Origin of the sequence: Sphingopyxis sp. J-6 (genome assembly GCF_046603995.1) — a bacterium.
Taxonomy (GTDB): Bacteria; Pseudomonadota; Alphaproteobacteria; order Sphingomonadales; family Sphingomonadaceae; genus Sphingopyxis.
The window spans coordinates 4,246,180-4,264,919 of record NZ_CP145810.1 but is presented as its reverse complement, the minus strand read 5'-3'; the positions used below and the strand labels follow the sequence as shown (position 1 = coordinate 4,264,919).

The 18,740-nt window shown below is 64.3% G+C and carries 30 protein-coding genes; 3 read left to right on the top strand and 27 right to left on the bottom strand.

All coding sequences use genetic code 11. The features are described from left to right. Positions 1–18: 18 nt before the first annotated feature. Positions 19–2,283, top strand: coding sequence for an NADP-dependent malic enzyme (locus tag V6U71_RS20280; protein WP_411340102.1), 2,265 nt, complete (start codon positions 19–21; stop codon positions 2,281–2,283). A gap of 138 nt (positions 2,284–2,421) precedes the next feature. Here the strand turns inward: V6U71_RS20280 and V6U71_RS20275 are convergent, their stop codons facing one another. Further along, positions 2,422–2,895, bottom strand: coding sequence for an outer membrane protein assembly factor BamE (locus V6U71_RS20275; RefSeq protein ID WP_411340101.1), 474 nt, complete (start codon positions 2,893–2,895; stop codon positions 2,422–2,424). Between the two features lie 185 nt (positions 2,896–3,080). Here V6U71_RS20275 and V6U71_RS20270 point away from each other — a divergent pair, with 185 nt between their 5' ends. Both V6U71_RS20270 and V6U71_RS20265 read left to right on the top strand, forming a co-directional pair. Next, positions 3,081–3,611 carry a ubiquinol-cytochrome C chaperone family protein gene (locus V6U71_RS20270; protein ID WP_411340100.1) on the top strand — a complete coding sequence of 177 codons (531 nt, stop codon included), beginning with the start codon at positions 3,081–3,083 and terminating at the stop codon, positions 3,609–3,611. Continuing rightward, entirely contained in the window at positions 3,608–4,135 is a 528-nt protein-coding gene (locus V6U71_RS20265; RefSeq protein WP_411340099.1) for a YceD family protein, read from the top strand. The genes V6U71_RS20270 and V6U71_RS20265 overlap by 4 nt, the downstream gene beginning before the upstream one ends. A gap of 7 nt (positions 4,136–4,142) precedes the next feature. Here the strand turns inward: V6U71_RS20265 and V6U71_RS20260 are convergent, their stop codons facing one another. From V6U71_RS20260 to tuf, 26 genes are all read right to left on the bottom strand, one after another. After that, positions 4,143–4,835 (bottom strand): hypothetical protein, encoded by a 693-nt coding sequence (locus V6U71_RS20260; RefSeq protein ID WP_411340098.1) that lies wholly within the window; start codon positions 4,833–4,835, stop codon positions 4,143–4,145. Between the two features lie 61 nt (positions 4,836–4,896). Then, complete coding sequence (locus V6U71_RS20255) at positions 4,897–5,556, bottom strand: adenylate kinase (protein WP_411340097.1); 660 nt, start codon at positions 5,554–5,556, stop codon at positions 4,897–4,899. 46 nt (positions 5,557–5,602) lie between these two features. Next, positions 5,603–6,976 (bottom strand): preprotein translocase subunit SecY, encoded by a 1,374-nt coding sequence (gene secY, locus V6U71_RS20250; protein ID WP_054589702.1) that lies wholly within the window; start codon positions 6,974–6,976, stop codon positions 5,603–5,605. A 270-nt stretch (positions 6,977–7,246) separates the two neighbouring features. Then, a complete protein-coding gene (gene rplO, locus V6U71_RS20245; RefSeq protein ID WP_084758564.1) occupies positions 7,247–7,771 on the bottom strand; it encodes a 50S ribosomal protein L15 in 525 nt (174 codons plus the stop codon). Positions 7,772–7,814: 43 nt separating this feature from the next. Next, a complete protein-coding gene (locus tag V6U71_RS20240; protein WP_054589701.1) occupies positions 7,815–8,021 on the bottom strand; it encodes a DUF1737 domain-containing protein in 207 nt (68 codons plus the stop codon). 7 nt (positions 8,022–8,028) lie between these two features. Continuing rightward, positions 8,029–8,214, bottom strand: a complete 186-nt coding sequence (gene rpmD / locus V6U71_RS20235) for a 50S ribosomal protein L30 (protein ID WP_054589700.1) — start codon at positions 8,212–8,214, stop codon at positions 8,029–8,031. A gap of 4 nt (positions 8,215–8,218) precedes the next feature. Then, positions 8,219–8,917, bottom strand: coding sequence for a 30S ribosomal protein S5 (gene rpsE / locus V6U71_RS20230; RefSeq protein WP_411340096.1), 699 nt, complete (start codon positions 8,915–8,917; stop codon positions 8,219–8,221). Positions 8,918–8,919: 2 nt separating this feature from the next. Further along, positions 8,920–9,273 carry a 50S ribosomal protein L18 gene (gene rplR, locus V6U71_RS20225; RefSeq protein ID WP_054589699.1) on the bottom strand — a complete coding sequence of 118 codons (354 nt, stop codon included), beginning with the start codon at positions 9,271–9,273 and terminating at the stop codon, positions 8,920–8,922. Between the two features lie 3 nt (positions 9,274–9,276). After that, complete coding sequence (gene rplF, locus V6U71_RS20220) at positions 9,277–9,810, bottom strand: 50S ribosomal protein L6 (RefSeq protein WP_054589698.1); 534 nt, start codon at positions 9,808–9,810, stop codon at positions 9,277–9,279. After that, positions 9,810–10,214 carry a 30S ribosomal protein S8 gene (gene rpsH / locus V6U71_RS20215; RefSeq protein WP_054589697.1) on the bottom strand — a complete coding sequence of 135 codons (405 nt, stop codon included), beginning with the start codon at positions 10,212–10,214 and terminating at the stop codon, positions 9,810–9,812. The genes rplF and rpsH overlap by 1 nt, the downstream gene beginning before the upstream one ends. Before the next feature lie 12 nt (positions 10,215–10,226). After that, positions 10,227–10,532: a 30S ribosomal protein S14 gene (rpsN, locus tag V6U71_RS20210; protein WP_054589696.1), complete on the bottom strand. Its 306-nt coding sequence runs from the start codon at positions 10,530–10,532 to the stop codon at positions 10,227–10,229. 49 nt (positions 10,533–10,581) lie between these two features. Next, complete coding sequence (gene rplE, locus V6U71_RS20205; protein ID WP_054589695.1) at positions 10,582–11,160, bottom strand: 50S ribosomal protein L5; 579 nt, start codon at positions 11,158–11,160, stop codon at positions 10,582–10,584. Beyond that, complete coding sequence (rplX, locus tag V6U71_RS20200; RefSeq protein WP_054589694.1) at positions 11,153–11,470, bottom strand: 50S ribosomal protein L24; 318 nt, start codon at positions 11,468–11,470, stop codon at positions 11,153–11,155. Before rplX ends, rplE begins: the two co-directional genes overlap by 8 nt. 2 nt (positions 11,471–11,472) lie before the next feature. Further along, entirely contained in the window at positions 11,473–11,841 is a 369-nt protein-coding gene (gene rplN / locus V6U71_RS20195) for a 50S ribosomal protein L14 (protein ID WP_053555865.1), read from the bottom strand. 58 nt (positions 11,842–11,899) lie between these two features. Beyond that, positions 11,900–12,190, bottom strand: a complete 291-nt coding sequence (gene rpsQ, locus V6U71_RS20190; RefSeq protein ID WP_037556374.1) for a 30S ribosomal protein S17 — start codon at positions 12,188–12,190, stop codon at positions 11,900–11,902. Between the two features lie 11 nt (positions 12,191–12,201). Beyond that, positions 12,202–12,405, bottom strand: coding sequence for a 50S ribosomal protein L29 (rpmC, locus tag V6U71_RS20185; protein ID WP_054589693.1), 204 nt, complete (start codon positions 12,403–12,405; stop codon positions 12,202–12,204). 4 nt (positions 12,406–12,409) lie between these two features. After that, positions 12,410–12,841, bottom strand: coding sequence for a 50S ribosomal protein L16 (rplP, locus tag V6U71_RS20180; RefSeq protein WP_054589692.1), 432 nt, complete (start codon positions 12,839–12,841; stop codon positions 12,410–12,412). Positions 12,842–12,852: 11 nt separating this feature from the next. Next, the gene (gene rpsC / locus V6U71_RS20175; RefSeq protein ID WP_054589691.1) at positions 12,853–13,560 is read right to left on the bottom strand and encodes a 30S ribosomal protein S3; all 708 of its coding nucleotides are present in this window, start codon (positions 13,558–13,560) and stop codon (positions 12,853–12,855) included. A gap of 1 nt (position 13,561) precedes the next feature. Then, a complete protein-coding gene (gene rplV, locus V6U71_RS20170; RefSeq protein WP_054589690.1) occupies positions 13,562–13,942 on the bottom strand; it encodes a 50S ribosomal protein L22 in 381 nt (126 codons plus the stop codon). After that, positions 13,942–14,217 carry a 30S ribosomal protein S19 gene (gene rpsS, locus V6U71_RS20165; protein ID WP_037556370.1) on the bottom strand — a complete coding sequence of 92 codons (276 nt, stop codon included), beginning with the start codon at positions 14,215–14,217 and terminating at the stop codon, positions 13,942–13,944. Before rpsS ends, rplV begins: the two co-directional genes overlap by 1 nt. A gap of 3 nt (positions 14,218–14,220) precedes the next feature. Beyond that, positions 14,221–15,057 (bottom strand): 50S ribosomal protein L2, encoded by an 837-nt coding sequence (rplB, locus tag V6U71_RS20160; RefSeq protein WP_054589689.1) that lies wholly within the window; start codon positions 15,055–15,057, stop codon positions 14,221–14,223. 21 nt (positions 15,058–15,078) lie between these two features. Next, positions 15,079–15,387: a 50S ribosomal protein L23 gene (locus tag V6U71_RS20155; RefSeq protein WP_054589688.1), complete on the bottom strand. Its 309-nt coding sequence runs from the start codon at positions 15,385–15,387 to the stop codon at positions 15,079–15,081. Next, the gene (rplD, locus tag V6U71_RS20150; RefSeq protein ID WP_411340095.1) at positions 15,380–16,006 is read right to left on the bottom strand and encodes a 50S ribosomal protein L4; all 627 of its coding nucleotides are present in this window, start codon (positions 16,004–16,006) and stop codon (positions 15,380–15,382) included. Before rplD ends, V6U71_RS20155 begins: the two co-directional genes overlap by 8 nt. 2 nt (positions 16,007–16,008) lie before the next feature. Beyond that, positions 16,009–16,782: a 50S ribosomal protein L3 gene (gene rplC, locus V6U71_RS20145; protein ID WP_054590453.1), complete on the bottom strand. Its 774-nt coding sequence runs from the start codon at positions 16,780–16,782 to the stop codon at positions 16,009–16,011. A gap of 276 nt (positions 16,783–17,058) precedes the next feature. Then, positions 17,059–17,370 (bottom strand): 30S ribosomal protein S10, encoded by a 312-nt coding sequence (gene rpsJ / locus V6U71_RS20140; protein ID WP_003042199.1) that lies wholly within the window; start codon positions 17,368–17,370, stop codon positions 17,059–17,061. A gap of 147 nt (positions 17,371–17,517) precedes the next feature. Then, positions 17,518–18,711 carry an elongation factor Tu gene (gene tuf / locus V6U71_RS20135; RefSeq protein ID WP_058806670.1) on the bottom strand — a complete coding sequence of 398 codons (1,194 nt, stop codon included), beginning with the start codon at positions 18,709–18,711 and terminating at the stop codon, positions 17,518–17,520. Positions 18,712–18,740 lie beyond the last annotated feature (29 nt).

The window sequence follows — 18,740 nt, the reverse complement described above, 5'->3', positions numbered from 1 at the left end:
CAGAGGAGAGGATAGACGATGGATAGTGGCAGCAAGGTGCAGTTTTCCGACCGCGAGGCCCTGCTCTACCACGAATATGGCCGGCCCGGGAAAATCGAGATCGTCGCGTCGAAGCCGATGGCGACACAGCGCGACCTCAGCCTTGCCTATTCGCCCGGTGTCGCTGTCCCGGTCAACGCGATCGCCGCCGATCCCGCCAAGGCCTATGACTATACGATCAAGGGCAACCTGGTCGCGGTGATCTCGAACGGTACCGCAATCCTCGGTCTCGGCAACCTCGGCGCGCTCGCCTCGAAACCGGTGATGGAAGGCAAGGCCGTGCTGTTCAAGCGCTTCGCCGACGTCGATTCGATCGACCTCGAGGTCGATACCGAAGATCCGCAGGCTTTCATCGACGCGGTCGCGCTTCTCGAACCGAGCTTCGGCGGCATCAACCTCGAAGATATCGCCGCGCCGAACTGCTTCATCATCGAGCAGGCGCTCAAGGAAAAGATGAACATCCCGGTGTTCCATGACGATCAACACGGCACCGCGATCATCACCGCCGCCGGGCTCATCAACGCCTGCCACCTGACCGGGCGCGATCTGGCTACGGTCAAGATCGTCGTCAATGGCGCCGGCGCGGCCGCGATCGCCTGCACCGCGCTAATCAAGGCGATGGGCGTGCGGCACGAAAATGTCATCATGTGCGACCGCAAGGGCACCATCTACCAGGGTCGGACCGAAGGCATGGACCAGTGGAAGTCGGCGCACGCGGTGCCGACCGAAGCGCGCGACCTGACCGAGGCCCTGAAAGGGGCCGACGTCTTCCTCGGCCTGTCGGCCGCGGGCGCGCTCAAGCCCGAAATGGTCAAGGACATGGCGCCGGCGCCGATCATCTTCGCGATGGCGAACCCCGACCCCGAAATCTCGCCGCCCGACGCGCGCGCGGCGCGGCCCGACGCGATCATCGCGACCGGGCGTTCGGACTATCCGAACCAGGTCAACAACGTGCTGTGCTTCCCCTTTATCTTCCGCGGCGCGCTCGACGTCCACGCCACCGCGATCAACGAGGAAATGAAGATCGCTGCTGCCTATGCGATCGCCGACCTCGCGCGCCAGCAGGTGCCCGAGGAAGTCGCCGCGGCCTATGGCGGGCGCGCATCGAGCTTTGGCCCCGAATATATCATCCCCTCGCCCTTCGACCCGCGTTTGATGGAAATCGTTCCCGCCGCGGTCGCCGAAGCGGCGATGCAGACCGGCGTCGCGCAGCGGCCGATCGCGGATCTCGACGAATATCGCACCCGCCTCCGCGCCCGGCTCAACCCGACGACATCGGTGCTCACGCTCGCCTATGAAGCCGCGCGCGCCAATCCGAAGCGCGTCGTTTTTGCCGAGGGCGAAGAGGAAGTCGTGCTGCGCGCCGCGATCCAGTTCCGCGACGGCGGTTACGGAATTCCGGTGCTTGTCGGGCGCGAAGGGCTGCACGACAAATTGCGCGCGATGGGCGTCGCCGACGCCGAGTCGTTCGAGGTGCACAACAGCGTCAATTCGCCGCATGTGCCGCAGATGGTCGACATGCTCTACGAACGGTTGCAGCGGCGCGGTTATCTCCGCCGCGATGCCGAACGCATGGTCAACCGCGACCGCAACATCTTCGGCTCATTGCTGCTCAAGCTCGGCCTTGCCGATGCGATGATCACCGGCACGACGCGAACCTATTCGCAGACGATGCGCGAAGTGCGGCGGGTGATCGACCATGCCGAGGGCAAGACGCCCTTCGGCATCCACGTCCTTGTCGACCAGCATCACACCATCTTCATGGCCGACACGACGGTGAACGAACGGCCGTCGGCCGTCATGCTCGCCGATATCGCCGAACGTACCGCGCAGGTTGCGCGGCGGATGGGCCACGAGCCGCGCGTCGCCTTCCTCTCCTATTCGACCTTCGGCAACCCGCCGGGCGAATGGCTCGACAATATCCGCGATGCGGTCTCGATCCTCGACCAGCGGAACCCGGGCTTCGAATATGAAGGCGAAATGGCGCCCGACGTCGCGCTGAACGAGAAGGTGATGAAGAACTATCCCTTCTGCCGCCTGTCGGGCCCGGCCAACGTGCTGGTGATGCCGGGGCTGCAATCGGCCAATCTTTCGGCGAAGCTCCTCCGCGAACTCGGCGGCGGCGCGGTGATCGGACCGATGCTCGTCGGGATGGAAAAACCGGTACAGGTCGCAACGATGGCGTCGACCGCATCCGATCTGGTCACACTCGCAGTGCTCGCGGCGGGCGGGATCGCGCAATAGAGCTTTGATCTTCCGGCTGACGCCGGAAGCGGCACCGGCCCGCTCCCCCGCCCGGCCTCCCACAGAATAAACTGGATTGGGAGGCCGGGCGGGGGAGGGGGCCGGTGCCGCGCGCTTCAGCAAAGCTGAAGCGATAACTTATTGTCCCGGAGGCGCCCCGGCGCCCGGCGCGCCAACCGCACCGATATTGCCGAAGATATCCTCGAAGAAGCTGCGATGGCGGCCCAGCGTCGGGGTCTTGTCGCCTTCGGGATTGAGCTTGCTCACCAGTTCAAGCCCGGTCTTGTCGACCGCCGCGACGTTGCCGGCGGGGTCAAAGCGGACGCGCAGCACCTGCTGTGCGATCGGGCGCGGATTGGCGAAGGCGAGCTGCCGCGTTTCGCGCGACACATAATAATATTCATTGTTGCTGAACTGGCCGACGAAGGTCGGACGTCCGAGCGTCTTTTCGACCGACTCGCGATTGTCGACGCCGGGCGTAATCGCCTGCGTCAGCACCGGATCGACGACATAGCCCTGCCGCCCCTTCATCTGCGTACATCCGCTCGTGGTCAGCGCGACCATCAGTCCGACGGCAAGCAGGCGCGCGCGCGAGGCAGGAAGCTTGGGCATGAAATTCGGCATTCGACAATCTCCGTTGCGCCGGCCCGCCTGTCTTTCGCAGCGGCCGCGCATGCTCTCGCGCCTCTTAACCGCAAGCAGACGCCGCGCACAAGCCGCTTGTGCCGCGCCAAAGCTTGCCAGAAGCTGACCAGCCCCCCTTTTCGGCCGCGTTGAATAAGCCTAAGCGAATTCCTATGATCTCGCTCCGCAAACTGTTCAAATCCGATCCCGACCCGCGCGAGGCGCGCCGCCCGCTCTGGAACGCCGTCGTCGCCACCGCGCGCCAACCGCACTGGTATGAAGCGGGCGGCGTTCCCGATACGCTGGACGGCCGTTTCGACATGGTCAGCCTGATCCTCGCCCTCGTCCTCCACCGTATCGATGAGGATCCCGCTGCCGTTCGCGCCGGCGTCGAACTCACCGAACTCTTCGTATCGGACATGGACGGACAGATGCGCCAGATCGGTTTCGGCGACATGGTCGTCGGCAAGCAGATCGGACGGATGGTCGGCGCGCTCGGCGGCCGCCTCGGCGCCTATAAGGCAGCCGACGGGTCGGACGAGCTGCGTGCCGCGCTGGTCCGCAACCTGTGGCGCGGCGACGCGCCGGGCGAAGACCGGCTGGCCTATGTCGCGGCGCAGGTTGCTGCGCAGCGTGCAGCGCTGGCCGCGGCACCCGTTGCCGAACTGATCGTCGCCGACCGCCTGCCCGGGGGCTCCGCTTGAACGCCGATCCCGAATTTTCGCACATCGTCACGCTCGCCGATGCAGCGCACGGCAAGACGATTGCGATCGAAGCCGACGCCGAAGCCCGCGAACGGATTGCGAAACGGCTCGATCTCGTTGAACTCACCTCCTTCGCCGTGACCGCCGAGGTGCGTGCCGTCGCCGGCGGCATCGCGGCGCGCGGAGACGTGCGCGCCGAACTCGTCCAGCGCTGCGCCGCGACCGATCTGCCGGTGCCGGCGAGCCTGACCGAAAGTTTCGACCTGAAATTCCTGCGCGACGTCGATGCGCCGGCGACCGAAGAGGAAATCGAGATCAGCGACGCGGATTGCGACATATTGCCGCTCGAAGGCGACCGGATCGATCTGGGCGAGGCCGCCGTGCAAACATTTTCGCTCGGGCTCGATCCCTTTCCGCGCCACCCCGATGCCGACCGCATCCTCGCCGAGAAGGGCGTGCTGAGCGAAGAGGCGGCGGGGCCGTTCGCGGCACTCGCCAAGCTGCGCGGCAAACCCGCGTCCTGACCGGCGGCTAGCGGGGGGCCACCACCTCGTCGTCTTTCGCCAGATCGGCCGCGACATCGTCGAGGCCGGGCCCTTCGTCGGCCGGAGCCTCGTTGGCATCGGTCCCAGGCTTTTGCTTGTCGGCGTCGGCCGCGGCCTTTTCGTCGCGCGATGGCGGCAGCGCGCCGCCGAGCGCTTTCGCGAGCCCCGCAAGCTGTTCGCCGATCACGCCGTCGACCGCGGGCGCGATGTCGCCGACCTTGAAGCGCATATAGCCGCCGACGACATAGTCGAAGCGGATCGCCGATCCGGTCGGCGTTTGCTTGATCTGCACCGTCAGCGTGCCGTTCAGCGCCTCACCCTGCAGCGGGCCGAACGCGCCCGACAGGCGCAGCATCTGGTTCGGCTTGGCGAAGATAATCCGTGCGTGCTGGACGCTGCCTAAACCCGACCCCGTATCGGGCAGCTTCTCGCAGAAACAACCACCGGCCTGCGAGTCGAGCCAGAAATTGGCCGCGTCACCCGACCAGCTATGCTCCTTCGACCACCATTTGTCGGGGGTACGGAGCATCTTCCACACGTCAGCGGGCGTTGCCGCAACCTGCGCGGTGTGTGCAACGGTAAAACCGAACTCGCTCTGGTCGATCACCTTGGCGCCCGCGGGCACCGCAGCAAAAGCCGCGAGCGAGAGCGCGGCGACTATATGGATTTTGAAACGCATGCCCCTGCCCCCTTTGCCGCCAGCATAGCGGGCGGCCGGGACAGTGGCCAGAGGATCCCGCTTAGCCGGCGGTTGCGAGGATCGTTTCGATCGCGTTATTGACCTCGTCGATCGGCGCCATGCCGTCGACATGCGTCACGATGCCGCGCGCTTCGTAGATCGGCAGGATCGGCGCGGTCTTGGCGCGATATTCGGCCATGCGGGTGCGCACCGTTTCCTCATTGTCGTCGGGACGGCGCTTGAATTCGTGACTGCCGCACGCATCGCAGGTATCGGCGACCTTCGGCAGCTTATAACGGTCGTGATACCCTTCGCCGCATTTGGCGCACGAGAAGCGTCCGGTGATGCGGTCGACGAGCGCGTCTTCTTCGACCCGAAGCTCGATGACATGATCGAGCTTGCGGCCGCGCGCGCTCAGGATTTCGTCGAGCGATTCGGCCTGCGCCGCGGTGCGCGGATAGCCGTCGAAGATCACCGACGTGTCGCTGCCCAGTTCGTCGAGCCGCTCGCCGATCAGGCCCGAGACGATTTCGTCCGAGACGAGCTCGCCCGCATCCATCACCGCCTTGGCCTGCAGGCCGATCGGCGTGCCCGCCTTGACTGCGGCGCGCAGCATGTCGCCGGTCGAGAGCTGGACCATGCCGTGCTCGTCCTCGAGGCGCGATGCCTGCGTACCCTTGCCCGCCCCCGGCGGACCCAGCAAAATGATGTTGAGCGTCATGGAAGCCCCTGTTGTTGCCCTGTCGCAGGATGCCGTAGCGAGGCGATCAGCGCCGCGCAACGCCGCCCTTCAATTTGGCCTTCTTGATGAGGTCGCCATATTGATGCGCGAGCATGTGGCTCTGGATCTGGCTGATCGTGTCGATCGTCACGTTGACGATGATCAGCAGGCTGGTGCCGCCGAGCTGGAACGGCAGGCCCGATCCGGCGATGAAATATTCGGGGACCAGACAGATCGCCGCGAGATAGGCCGCACCGATCACGGTGATGCGGGTCAGCACATGGTCAAGATAGGCGGCGGTGTTCTTGCCCGGGCGGATGCCTGGGATGAAGCCGTTCTGGCGCTTCAGATTGTCGGCGGTTTCTTCGGGGTTGAAGACGACCGCGACGTAGAAGAAGCAGAAGAAGATGATGCCCGCGGCATAGAGCGCCATATAGAGCGGCTGGCCGTGCGCGAGATACTGGTTGAGGGTGATCAGGAAATCGCCCCAGGCGGTATCGCCCTTCACATTATTGCCCATCATCTGGGTGACGGTGAGCGGCATCAGCAGCAGCGACGAGGCGAAGATCGGCGGGATGACGCCCGCGGTGTTGACCTTGAGCGGCAGGTGGCTGCGGTCGGCCTGCATCACCCCGCGCTGCGTCGCGCGCTTCGGATACTGGACGAGGACGCGGCGCTGCGCGCGTTCCATGAAGCTGATGAAGGCGATGATGGCGATCGCCCCGCCAATGACGGCGACGATCGTACCGCCGCCCATCGAGCCTTCGCGGACCTGCGTGAACATCTGCGCGAAGCTGCGCGGCAGCTGGGCAAGAATGCCCGCCATGATGATCAGCGATACGCCGTTGCCGATCCCGCGGCTGGTGATCTGTTCGCCGAGCCACATCAGGAACAAGGTGCCGCCGACGATCGAGATGACGGCGCCGATGCGGAACATCATGCCGGGATCGACGACCGCGGCGATACCCTGGCTCTGGCCGAGGTTTTCGAGGCCGACGGCGATGAAATAGCCCTGGATCGCGGTCAGCGCGACGGTACCGTAGCGCGTATATTGATTGAGCTTCTTGCGCCCGCTCTCACCCTCTTTCTTGAGGGCGGCGAGGCTCGGCGATAGCGCCGAGGCGAGCTGGACGACGATCGACGCCGTAATATAGGGCATGACACCAAGCGCGATGATGCTCATGCGCTCGAGGCTGCCGCCCGAGAAGGTGTTGAAGATGTCGAGGATGCCGCCCGACGCCGCCTGATCGTAAAGCCGCGACAGCGCGACCGGATCGACGCCCGGCAGCGGCACGAACGACAGGAAACGGAAAACGATCAGCGCGCCGATCGTGAACCAGATTCGCCGCTTGAGTTCGGTCGCCTGGCCGAACTTCGAAAAGTTCAGATTGGATGCAAGCTGGTCGGCGCGAGAGGCCATGGGTATTTTCCTCGGATATTCCGGACCGCGCCCCCCGCGACCCGGCGCCTATGTGCGTTCGGAGGGCCCGAAGCGCAAGGGGAAAGGCCTATTTAGCGATGAGCCGACGCCACACTACCGAGTCCGGTATCCGTTTGCATCGAGCGAAGTCGAGATGCCCCTCGACCAAGCGCTGCCCCGATGGGTGTCTCGACTTCGCTCGACACGAACGGAGATAGGCATGTCATATGTATCGAGGGGCGGCCCTTTCGAACCGCCCCTCGCGAAATCTCACTCGGCCTTGGCTTTGGCGCGACGCTGGGCCTTCTTGCCTTCGGGCGCTGCTTCCTTGACTTCAGGAAGCTCGACCTTGCCGCCGGCCTTTTCGACCGCCTCGATCGCGCCCTTCGACGCGCCGGCAACCGCGAAATTCAGCTTGGCGCTATATTCGCCCTTGGCGAGGAGGCGGACGCCGTCCTTGCCGCCGCGTGCCACGCCAGCCGCCTTGAGCGCAGCGTGATCGATCACGGCCTTGGCATCGAGCTTCTTCGCATCGACCAGCTTCTGGATCATGCCCAGATTGACGATGGCAAAGTCCTTGCCGAAGATATTGTTGAAGCCGCGTTTCGGGATGCGCATGTGGAGCGGCATCTGGCCGCCCTCGAAGCCGTTGATCGCGACGCCGCTGCGGGCCTTCTGACCCTTCTGGCCGCGGCCGGCGGTCTTGCCCTTGCCCGAGCCGATGCCGCGTCCGACACGCATCCGGCCCTTGCGGGCACCGGCGTTGTCACGAAGTTCGTTAAGCTTGATCGTCATGTCTTTGCACTCGCTTTCGCTGTGGTCGCGCTATGGACTGATGTCAGTCCGGTTCGATTTCACTCGATGGCTGAAAGCCGGGATAGTCCCCGGCCTTTTCCATCACGATGGCCTGGGCGACATAGCCGCGACCATCGACACTGGTGATCGAGGGGCTGCCGTGAAGCTGCCACCCCCGGTTGAGCAGTCCCTCGACCCGCGCGCAGAAGGCGCTGTCGTCGGGACCGGTCAACAGGCGATAGAGCTTCATCGCGGCTTCAGCCCTCGACGACTTCCACCATGTGGGGAAGCTTGCGGATCATACCGCGCACTTCCGGGGTGTCGACCAGTTCGACCTCGCGGCGCATCTTGCCCAGGCCGAGGCCGGTCAGGATGGCGCGCTGGCTCTTCGGACGACGGATCGGCGAACCGATCTGGCGGATCTTGATCTTCTTGTCGGCCATTGTCTTACTCCGTCACCGCCGCGGCTTCGGCCTCGGCTGCGCGGTCGGACACACCGCCACGCTTGATCAGGTCCGAAACCTTCTTGCCGCGACGCTGCGCGACCGACTTCGGGCTGGTCTGTTCGCCGAGCGCCTCGAAGGTCGCGCGGATCATGTTATAGGGGTTCGAGGTGCCGACCGACTTGGTCACCACATCGGCAACGCCCAGCGACTCGAACACGGCGCGCATCGGACCACCGGCGATGATGCCGGTACCGGCGGGCGCCGAACGCAGCGTCACATTGCCGGCACCGAAATGGCCGCGGCCATCATGGTGCAGCGTGCGGCCATCGCGCAGCGGAACGCGGATCATCGCCTTCTTCGCCGCAGCGGTCGCCTTCGAAATGGCTTCGGGCACTTCGCGTGCCTTGCCATGGCCGAAACCGGCGCGGCCCTTGCCGTCGCCGACGACGACGAGCGCAGCGAAACCGAAGCGCTTGCCGCCCTTCACGGTCTTCGAGACGCGGTTGATGTGGACGAGCTTTTCGATCAGCTCTTCGCCACCCTCTTCGTCGCGCGGACGACGATCGTCGCGGCGGCCACGGCCACCTTCACGACCGCCACGGCCGCCATCGCGGCCGCCGCCACGGCCGCGGCGCGGGGCCTGGCCTTCGGTGGGGGCAGCTTCGGGAGCGCCTTCGACGTTCTGTACTTCGTCTGCCATAATCAGAACTCCAATCCGCCTTCGCGAGCCGCGTCGGCCAGCGCCTTGATGCGCCCGTGGAACAGGAAGCCGCCGCGGTCGAACACGACCTGCGTCACGCCCGCCTTCTTGGCGGCGTCGGCGAGCCGCTTGCCGACATCGGCCGCGGCTGCGGTGGTGGCGCCGGTCTTGCCGCGGACATCCTTGTCCAGCGTCGAAGCAGCGGCCAGCGTCTTGCCGGCGGCGTCATCGATGAGCTGCGCATAGATGTGACGGCCCGAACGGTGCACCGACAAACGCGGGCGGCCGGCGGCGCGCTGGCGGAGGGCGGTACGAACGCGCTGACGGCGCTTCTGGAAAGAGGTGAGATGTGCCATGGCTTACTTCTTCTTGCCTTCTTTGCGGAAGATGTACTCGCCGCGATATTTGATGCCCTTGCCCTTATAGGGTTCGGGCTTGCGCCAGCGACGGATTTCCGCCGCGACCTGGCCGACTTTCTGCTTGTCGATACCGCTGATCTCGATCGTCGTGTTGTCCGGCGTCTTGATCTCGATGCCTTCGGGCACCGCGAAATCGACATCGTGGCTGTAGCCGAGCTGCAGCTTGAGCGTCTTGCCCTGCGAGTTGGCGCGATAGCCGACACCGGTGATTTCGAGGACCTTGGTGAAGCCTTCGGTCACGCCCGTGATCAGGTTCTGGACCAGCGTACGCTGCATGCCCCAGAAAGCGCGCGCTTCGCGGGTGCTGTTCGCGGGCTGCACCGAAATGCTGCCTTCGCCGACTTCATAGTTGATGAGGTCGGACAGCGGCATCGCAAGCGTGCCCTTGGGACCCTTGACCGACAGCTGGCCGCCGTCGATCGCGGCGGTGACGCCGCCCGGGATCGCTACTGCCTTTTTACCAATGCGCGACATCAGAACACCTCCGCCAGCACTTCGCCGCCGACATTATGCTCGCGAGCTTCGGCGTCCGAGAGAACGCCGCGCGGGGTCGACACGATGGTGATGCCAAGGCCATTGCGCACGATCGGCAGTTCTTTCGAACCCGAATAGACGCGGCGGCCCGGCTTCGAGACGCGGGCCACGTGGCGAATCGCCGGCTGGCCTTCGAAATATTTGAGCTCGATGCGGATGCCCTTGTGCTGGCCCTTCGCGCCCAGCGCTTCTTCGCTGTAGCCGCGGATATAGCCTTCGCGCTGGAGAACATCGAGAACGCGGACGCGCAGCGTCGAAGCCGGCGTCAGGACGCTGTCCTTCTTCGCCTGCTGGCCGTTGCGGATGCGGGTGAGCATATCACCCAGGGGATCGGTCATTGCCATCTTGTCAGTCCCTTACCAGCTCGACTTCACAACACCGGGGATCAGGCCCTTGTTGGCCAGATCGCGGAGCTGGATACGGCACAGCCGGAATTTGCGATAATAAGCGCGCGGGCGCCCCGTCAGCTCGCACCGGTTGCGGATGCGGGTCGGGTTACCATTGCGCGGGATTTCCGCCATCTTGAGGCGCGCGATCAGACGCTCGCCATCGTCGAGCGACGTGTCCGCCGCAATCGCTTTCAGCTTCGCATAACGGCCGGCATATTTCTTCACCAGCTTCTTGCGACGCTCGTTCTTGTTCATCGAACTCAGTTTCGCCATGACTTAAGTTCTCTTTCCTTCTTGAAAGAGCCTGCCTGGTCCCGAAGGATCAGGCGGCTTCCTTTTCCTGCGCTTCGATCGGGAAGGGGAAGCCGAACAGCTTGAGCAGTTCGCGGGCTTCGTCGTCCGTACGAGCGGTGGTGGTGACGATCACGTCCATGCCGCGCACCGTGTCGATGCGGTCATAGTTGATCTCGGGGAAGATGATCTGCTCTTTCAGGCCCATGGCATAGTTGCCACGGCCGTCGAAGCTCGTCGCCGACACGCCGCGAAAGTCGCGAATGCGCGGCATGGCGATCGTGATCAGGCGATCGAGGAACTCGTACATGCGTTCGCGGCGCAGGGTGACCTTGCAACCGATCGGCATGCCTTCACGCAGCTTGAACTGCGCGATCGACTTCTTCGCCTTGGTCACGACGGGCTTCTGACCCGCGATCAGCTCCATTTCCGAAGCAGCGATCTCGACCTTCTTCTTGTCCTGGACCGCGTCGCCCACGCCCATGTTGAGCGTGATCTTCTCGATCTTCGGCACTTCCATCGCATTCTTGTAACCGAACTTCTCGGTCATCGCCTTGACGATCACATCGTCATAGCGCTTGCGCATGCGCGGGGTGTAATTGTCAGCCATTGATCGTCTCCCCGGACTTCACGGCCACGCGGACCTTCTTGCCGTCCTTGGTTTCAAAACGAACGCGCGTCGGCTTGCCGGTCTTGGGATCGGCCAGCGCGACCTTGCTCGCGAACAGCGGCGCTTCCTTGCGCTCGAGCCCGCCCTGCGGATTCTGCTGGTTCGGCTTGCGGTGGCGGGTGATGACATTGACGCCAGCGACGACGACCTTGCCGTCCTTCGGCAGGCTCTGCGTCACTTCGCCGGTCTTGCCCTTGTCCTTGCCGGACAGGACGACGACCGTGTCACCCTTCTTGATCTTGTTCGCCATGGTCAGAGCACCTCCGGCGCCAGGCTGATGATCTTCATATAGCCCTTGCCGCGCAGTTCGCGCACGACGGGGCCGAAGATACGGGTGCCGATCGGCTCCTCGTTCTTGTTGACGAGCACGGCGGCGTTGCTGTCGAAACGGATCACCGAACCATCGGCACGGCGCACATCCTTCGCGGTGCGGACGATGACGGCGCGATGCACGTCGCCCTTCTTCACCTTGCCGCGCGGCTGGGCTTCCTTGATCGACACGACGATGACATCGCCGACGCCGGCGGTGCGACGCTTCGAGCCGCCGAGCACCTTGATGCACTGGACGCGCTTCGCGCCGCTGTTGTCGGCGACTTCCAATTGTGACTGCATCTGGATCATCGATGCATTTCCTTCTTCCTTGGCCTACCGGGATGCCCCGGCGGTTCCGTGAAACTCTTTAGCCTTCGGCCGCGGCGGGAGCAGCCGGGGCGGCGCCCTTGGGCTTGCTGTGGGTGTCGACCTTGTCGAGCACCTTCCAGGTCTTCAGCTTCGAAATCGGCTTCGTTTCCTCGATGCGGACGGTTTCGCCAGCCTTGATGGCGTTGTCTTCATCGTGGGCGTGATACTTTTTCGAGCGGCGGATGATCTTGCCGTACAGAGGGTGCTTCACCTTCCGTTCGACCTTCACCACGACGGTCTTGTCGCCCTTGTCGGACACCACCGTGCCGGTCAGAATGCGCTTCGGCATCGATAGTCTCCTTACTTCGCGGCCGAGCGCGAACGCTCGGTCTGCTGCGTCTTGATGCGGGCGATCGAGCGCCGCACTTCCTTGACGCGCGAGGCCTTTTCAAGCTGGCCGGTGGCCGCCTGGAAGCGGAGGTTGAACGCCTCGCGCTTCAGTTCGCCAAGCTGTTCGGCGAGCTGGTCGTCGGTCTTGGCCTTGAAATCTTCGGTCTTGGCCATGTCCTTAACCCTCCAGATGCGAGGTGTCGCCGAGGCGGGCGATAACCTTCGTCTTGATCGGCAGCTTCATCGCGGCGCGTTCGAACGCCAGCGCGGCCACGGGGCCCGGAACGCCGTCGAGTTCGAACAGGATGCGACCCGGCTTCACGCGCGCGGCCCAGAATTCCGGCGAACCCTTGCCCTTACCCATGCGCACTTCGGCAGGCTTCGACGACACGGGGACGTCGGGGAAAACGCGAATCCACAGGCGGCCCTGACGCTTGATCGCACGGCTGATCGCGCGGCGAGCCGCTTCGATCTGGCGCGCGGTGATGCGCTCGGGTTCCATCGCCTTCAGCCCGTAGGAGCCGAAGTTCAGGCTGGTACCGCCCTTGGCATTGCCATGGATGCGGCCCTTGAAGGCCTTGCGGAACTTGGTTTTTTTCGGTTGCAGCATCTCAGCAGTCCTTAGCGGCGATCTTCACGGGCCGGACGGACACCGGTCGTCTGCGCATCGAGCATCAGACGGTCGGTCGCCATCGGGTCGTGACCAAGGATTTCGCCCTTGAAGATCCAGACCTTGATCCCGCACACGCCATAGGCGGTGTGGGCTTCGGCCTCGGCATAGTCGACATTGGCGCGCAGCGTGTGCAGCGGCACCCGGCCTTCGCGGTACCATTCGGTGCGCGCGATTTCCGCGCCGCCGAGACGGCCGGCGCAGTTGATGCGGATGCCCTCGGCACCAAGGCGCATCGCCGACTGGACGGCGCGCTTCATGGCGCGGCGGAACGCGACGCGGCGTTCGAGCTGGTCGGCGATGCCCTGACCGACGAGCTTGGCGTCGACTTCAGGCTTGCGGATCTCGACGATGTTCAGCGACACGTCGCTGCCGGTCATCGCACCGAGCTGTTTGCGCAGCTTTTCGATGTCGGCGCCCTTCTTGCCGATGATGACGCCCGGACGGGCGGCATAGATCGACACGCGGCACAGCTTCGCCGGACGTTCGATGACGACCTTCGAGATCGCAGCCTGCGGCAGGTGCTTGAACACGAACTTGCGGATCTTCAGATCCTCAACAAGCATGCGGCCATAGTCCTGGCCTTCGGCGAACCAGCGGCTGTCCCAGGTGCGGTTGACCTGCAGGCGCAGGCCGATCGGATTGCTCTTCTGGCCCATCTTACGCCTCTTCTTCCTGTTCGCGCACGACAATGCGGATGCGGCTGAACGGCTTGACGATCCGGGTCGACTTGCCGCGGCCGCGAGCGTGCCAGCGCTTCATCGAGATCGACTTGCCCACGCTCGCTTCCTTGACGACCAGCGCGTCAACGTCGAGGTTGTGGTTGTTTTCCGCATTGGCGACGGCGCTGGCGAGAACCTTGCGCACGTCGACGGCCATCGCCTTCTTCGAGAAAGCGAGGACGTTCATCGCGTCTTCGACCTTGCGGCCGCGGATCAGCGCGGCAACGAGGTTCAGCTTCTGCGCCGAGCCGCGAATCTGCGTGCCGACCGAGAGAGCCTCGTTATCCGCAACGCGGCGGGGGGACTTTTCCTTGCCCATTAGCGTTTGCCCTTCTTGTCGGCCGCGTGGCCGGGGAAGAAGCGCGTCGGCGCAAATTCACCCAGCTTCATGCCGACCATGTCTTCATTGACCGACACCGGCACGAACTTGCGGCCGTTGTAGACGTTGAAGGTCAGCCCCACGAACTGCGGCAGGATGGTGGACCGGCGCGACCAGGTCTTGATCGGGGCAGAGCTGCCGCCGTCCTGGGCCGTTTCGGCTTTCTTGAGCAGATGGAGGTCCACGAACGGACCCTTCCAGACCGAGCGAGCCATGGCTTACCTCTTCTTCTTCGCGTGACGCGACCGGATGATCATATTGTCGGTCGACTTGTTGTGGCGCGTGCGGGCACCCTTGGTCGGCTTGCCCCACGGGGTAACCGGATGACGGCCACCCGAGGTGCGGCCTTCACCACCGCCGTGCGGATGGTCGACCGGGTTCTTGGCGACGCCGCGGGTCAGCGGACGCTTGCCGAGCCAGCGGTTGCGGCCGGCCTTGCCCAGGTTGGTGTTCTGGTTGTCGGGGTTCGACACCGCACCGACCGTGCCCATGCACTCGCCGCGGATGTAACGCTGCTCGCCCGAACCGAGACGCACGATGACGAGACCGCGGTCACGACCGACGACCTGTGCATAGGTGCCGGCCGAACGGGCGATCTGGCCGCCCTTGCCCGGCTTCATCTCGATGTTGTGGACGATCGTGCCGACCGGCATCTGCGACAATTCCATCGCATTGCCCGGCTTCACGTCGGTCTTCTTGCCGGCGACGACGGTGTCGCCAACGGCCAGACGCTGCGGCGCGAGGATGTAGGTCTGCTCACCGTCTTCATACTTGACGAGGGCAATGAACGCCGTGCGGTTGGGGTCATATTCCAGACGCTCGACGGTGGCCGGCATGTCCCACTTGCGACGCTTGAAGTCGATGAAGCGGTACTTCTGCTTGTGGCCGCCGGCGATGCCGCGCGAGGTCACATGACCCTTGTTGTTGCGGCCACCTGTCTTGCGCTTGCCTTCGGTCAGCGCCTTGACGGGCTTGCCCTTCCACAGCGACGATTTGTCGACGAGGATCAGGCCGCGCTGCGCGGGGCTGGTCGGATTATAGGATTTAAGTGCCATTTTCTCTGCCTCTTCCTACAATCAGACGCCGGTCGTGACGTCGATCGACTGGCCTGCGGCCAGGCGAACGATCGCCTTCTTCACGTCGCTGCGGGTGTAGGGCTTGCCCTTCCAGCGCTTGGTCTTGCCCTTGGTGACGAGCGTGTTGACGCTCACCACCTTGACATCGAACAGCGCCTCGACGGCGGCCTTGATCGCGGGCTTGGTCGCGTCGTTCGCGACCTTGAACACCACGGCGTCGTTTTCGCTGAGCAGCGTCGACTTTTCGGTGATCACCGGCGCGAGGATCACGTCATAGTGACGCGCGTCGACTGTTTTTGCCTTAGCCATTGCAGCGGGCCTCCAGCTGTTCGACCGCCGCGCGGGTCAGGACCAGCGTGTCGGCACGGATGATGTCATAGACGTTGGCGCCGATGGCGGGCAGCGCGTCGACACCGATGAGGTTGGCCGAGGCCATGGCGAAGCTTGCGTGCACCGCGTCACCGTCGATGAAGAGCGCGCGGTTGCCGAGTTCCATCTTGCCGAGCTTGCCGGCGAGCGCCTTGGTCTTCGCGTCCTTGAGCTCGAGCGTGTCGAGAACGACGAGCTTGCCGCCCTTCGCCTTGTCGCTGAGCGCCATCTTCAGGCCGAGGGTGCGGATCTTCTTGTTCAGCGAGTGACCGAAGGTGCGGGCCCGGGGACCATGCGCCTTGCCACCGCCGATGAAGATCGGCGCCTTACGGTCACCGTGACGCGCCGTACCGCCGCCCTTCTGGCGACCGAACTTCTTGCCGGTGCGCGACACATCGCTGCGTTCGCGGGCGGCGCGAGCCGGACCGCGGCGCTTTTCGAGCTGCCAGGCCACGACGCGATGCAGAATGTCTGCGCGCGCGTCGACGCCGAAGACGTCGTCGTTAAGATCGATGTCGGCGCCAGCCTTGCCATCGAGGGTCTGTACCTTGACCTTCATGATCAGGACTCCTGTGCGCCGTCGGTGGCCGCGGTGTCGACGACGGTTTCTTCGACCGGCGTTTCGACCGGCGCGTCAGCCGGGGCTTCGTTGCTGTTGGCCGCGCTCTTGATGCCCGCCGGATAGGGGGCTTCGGGGTGGCGCGGCAGCTTCACCGCATCGCGAACGAGCAGCCAGCCGCCCTTCGAGCCAGGGACCGAGCCCTTGACGAAGAGAAGGCCGCGCTCGACGTCGGTGCGGACGATTTCGAGATTCTGCTGGGTGCGGTTGCGCGCGCCCATGTGGCCGGCCATCTTCTTGTTCTTGAAGACGCGGCCCGGATCCTGACGGTTACCGGTCGAACCATGCGCACGGTGGCTGATCGACACACCGTGGGTCGCGCGCATACCGCCGAAACCCCAGCGCTTCATCGCACCGGCAAAGCCCTTACCCTGGGTCACGCCCTGGATGTCGACGATCTGGCCGGCAACGAAATGGTCGGCCGACAGTTCGGCGCCGACGTCGAGCGTCGCGTCGTCAGCGACGCGGAATTCGACGAGCTTCGCCTTGGGCTCGACTTCGGCCTTGCCATAGGCACCGCGCTGCGGCTTGGCGACGTTCTTCGCCTTGGCCGAGCCAGCACCGAGCTGAACGGCCACATAGCCGTCACGTTCTTTATCGCGCACGGAGACGACCTGGCAGCCTTCGAGGCTCAGGACGGTGACGGGCACGTGGCGGCCGTCGTCCTGAAACAGGCGGGTCATCCCCATTTTCTTCGCGATCACGCCAGTACGCATGATCATACTCCTCAACAGAGGCCGGGCGGACCATTCCGCACGGCTTGCGGGACCCATCGAGACACGTCTCGACGGAACCCTCCCAGCCCGAAATTCCGATGCATCGCCCCGTCCGGGCTGAGGTGCCGCCATCCCGAAGGAGAAGCGGCGAGACGGGGGACGCAGCCCGGACCATGATGCCTCCGAAGAGGCGGTCCGGCGGTATCCACCCTATCGTGATGCAGGCGGCGAACCGTCCTGCCGATAGAGGCCCCGCTCTCGCGGGGCATGCTGGCTCTAGGCCAGCTTGATTTCGACGTTCACGCCGGCAGCGAGGTCGAGCTTCATCAGCGCGTCGACCGTCTGCGGGGTGGGCTGCACGATGTCGAGCAGCCGCTTGTGGGTACGCACCTCGAACTGCTCGCGCGACTTTTTGTCGACATGCGGACCGCGGTTCACGGTGAATTTTTCAATACGCGTCGGAAGCGGGATCGGGCCGCGAATAAGCGCTCCGGTACGGCGGGCCGTATCGGCAATGTCGGTGGTGGCCTGATCGAGCACGCGGTGATCAAAGGCCTTCAGGCGAATGCGAATATTCTGCGTTTCCATGACTGTTCCAGTCGAATCCCGTCTAACGATGCGAAAGAGCCGAAATGGCCTGTACCGGCCCCCATCAGGAAGCCGGTCCGGCCATCAAAAACCTTTAAGCTACGAGCCGCGCGAATCAGTCCGAATCGCGCGGCTCGCGGCCCTATATTACTTTGTGATCGTCGCGACAACCCCTGCGCCGACCGTGCGGCCGCCTTCGCGAATCGCGAAGCGCAGACCCGGGTCCATGGCGATCGGGGCGATCAGCTTGACCGACAGCTGGACGTTGTCGCCCGGCATGACCATCTCGGTGCCCTCGGGGAGGATGACCTCGCCGGTGACGTCCGTGGTGCGGAAGTAGAACTGCGGACGATAGTTCGCGAAGAACGGCGTGTGACGGCCGCCTTCGTCCTTCGACAGGACGTACACTTCCGAGGTGAACTCGGTGTGCGGCGTGATCGAGCCGGGCTTCGCCAGAACCTGGCCACGCTCGACTTCTTCACGGCCGACGCCGCGGATCAGCGCACCGATGTTGTCGCCGGCCTGGCCCTGGTCGAGCAGCTTGCGGAACATTTCGACGCCGGTGACGACGGTCTTCTTGGTGTCCTTGATGCCAACGATTTCGACTTCTTCACCAACCTTGACGATGCCGGTTTCGACGCGGCCGGTGACAACCGTACCACGGCCCGAGATCGAGAACACGTCTTCGATCGGCATCAGGAAGGGCTTGTCGAGCGGACGTTCCGGCTGCGGGATCCACTCGTCAACGGCGGCCATCAGCTTCAGGATCGCGTCCTTGCCGATGTTGTCGTCGCGGCTTTCCAGCGCGGCGAGCGCCGAGCCGGCGATGATCGGAATATTGTCGCCGTCGAAGTCGCGCTTCGAAAGTTCTTCGCGGATTTCGAGTTCGACGAGCTCGAGCAGTTCGGGATCGTCGAGCTGGTCGACCTTGTTGAGGAACACGACCATGGTCGGAACGCCGACCTGCTTCGCGAGCAGGATGTGCTCCTTGGTCTGCGGCATCGGGCCGTCAGCGGCCGACACGACGAGGATCGCGCCGTCCATCTGGGCGGCACCGGTGATCATGTTCTTCACATAGTCAGCGTGACCCGGGCAGTCGACGTGCGCATAGTGGCGGCCTTCGGTTTCATATTCGACGTGGGCGGTCGAAATGGTGATGCCGCGCTCGCGCTCTTCGGGAGCCTTGTCGATGTTCGCGAAATCGACGGCGGCGTTGCCCGCAACGTTTTCGGCGAGAATCTTGGTGATCGCTGCGGTCAGCGAGGTCTTGCCATGGTCGACGTGACCGATGGTGCCGATGTTGCAGTGCGGCTTCGTCCGCTCAAATTTAGCCTTGGCCATGATGGTATAACCTTCTTGTTCAGTGTTTG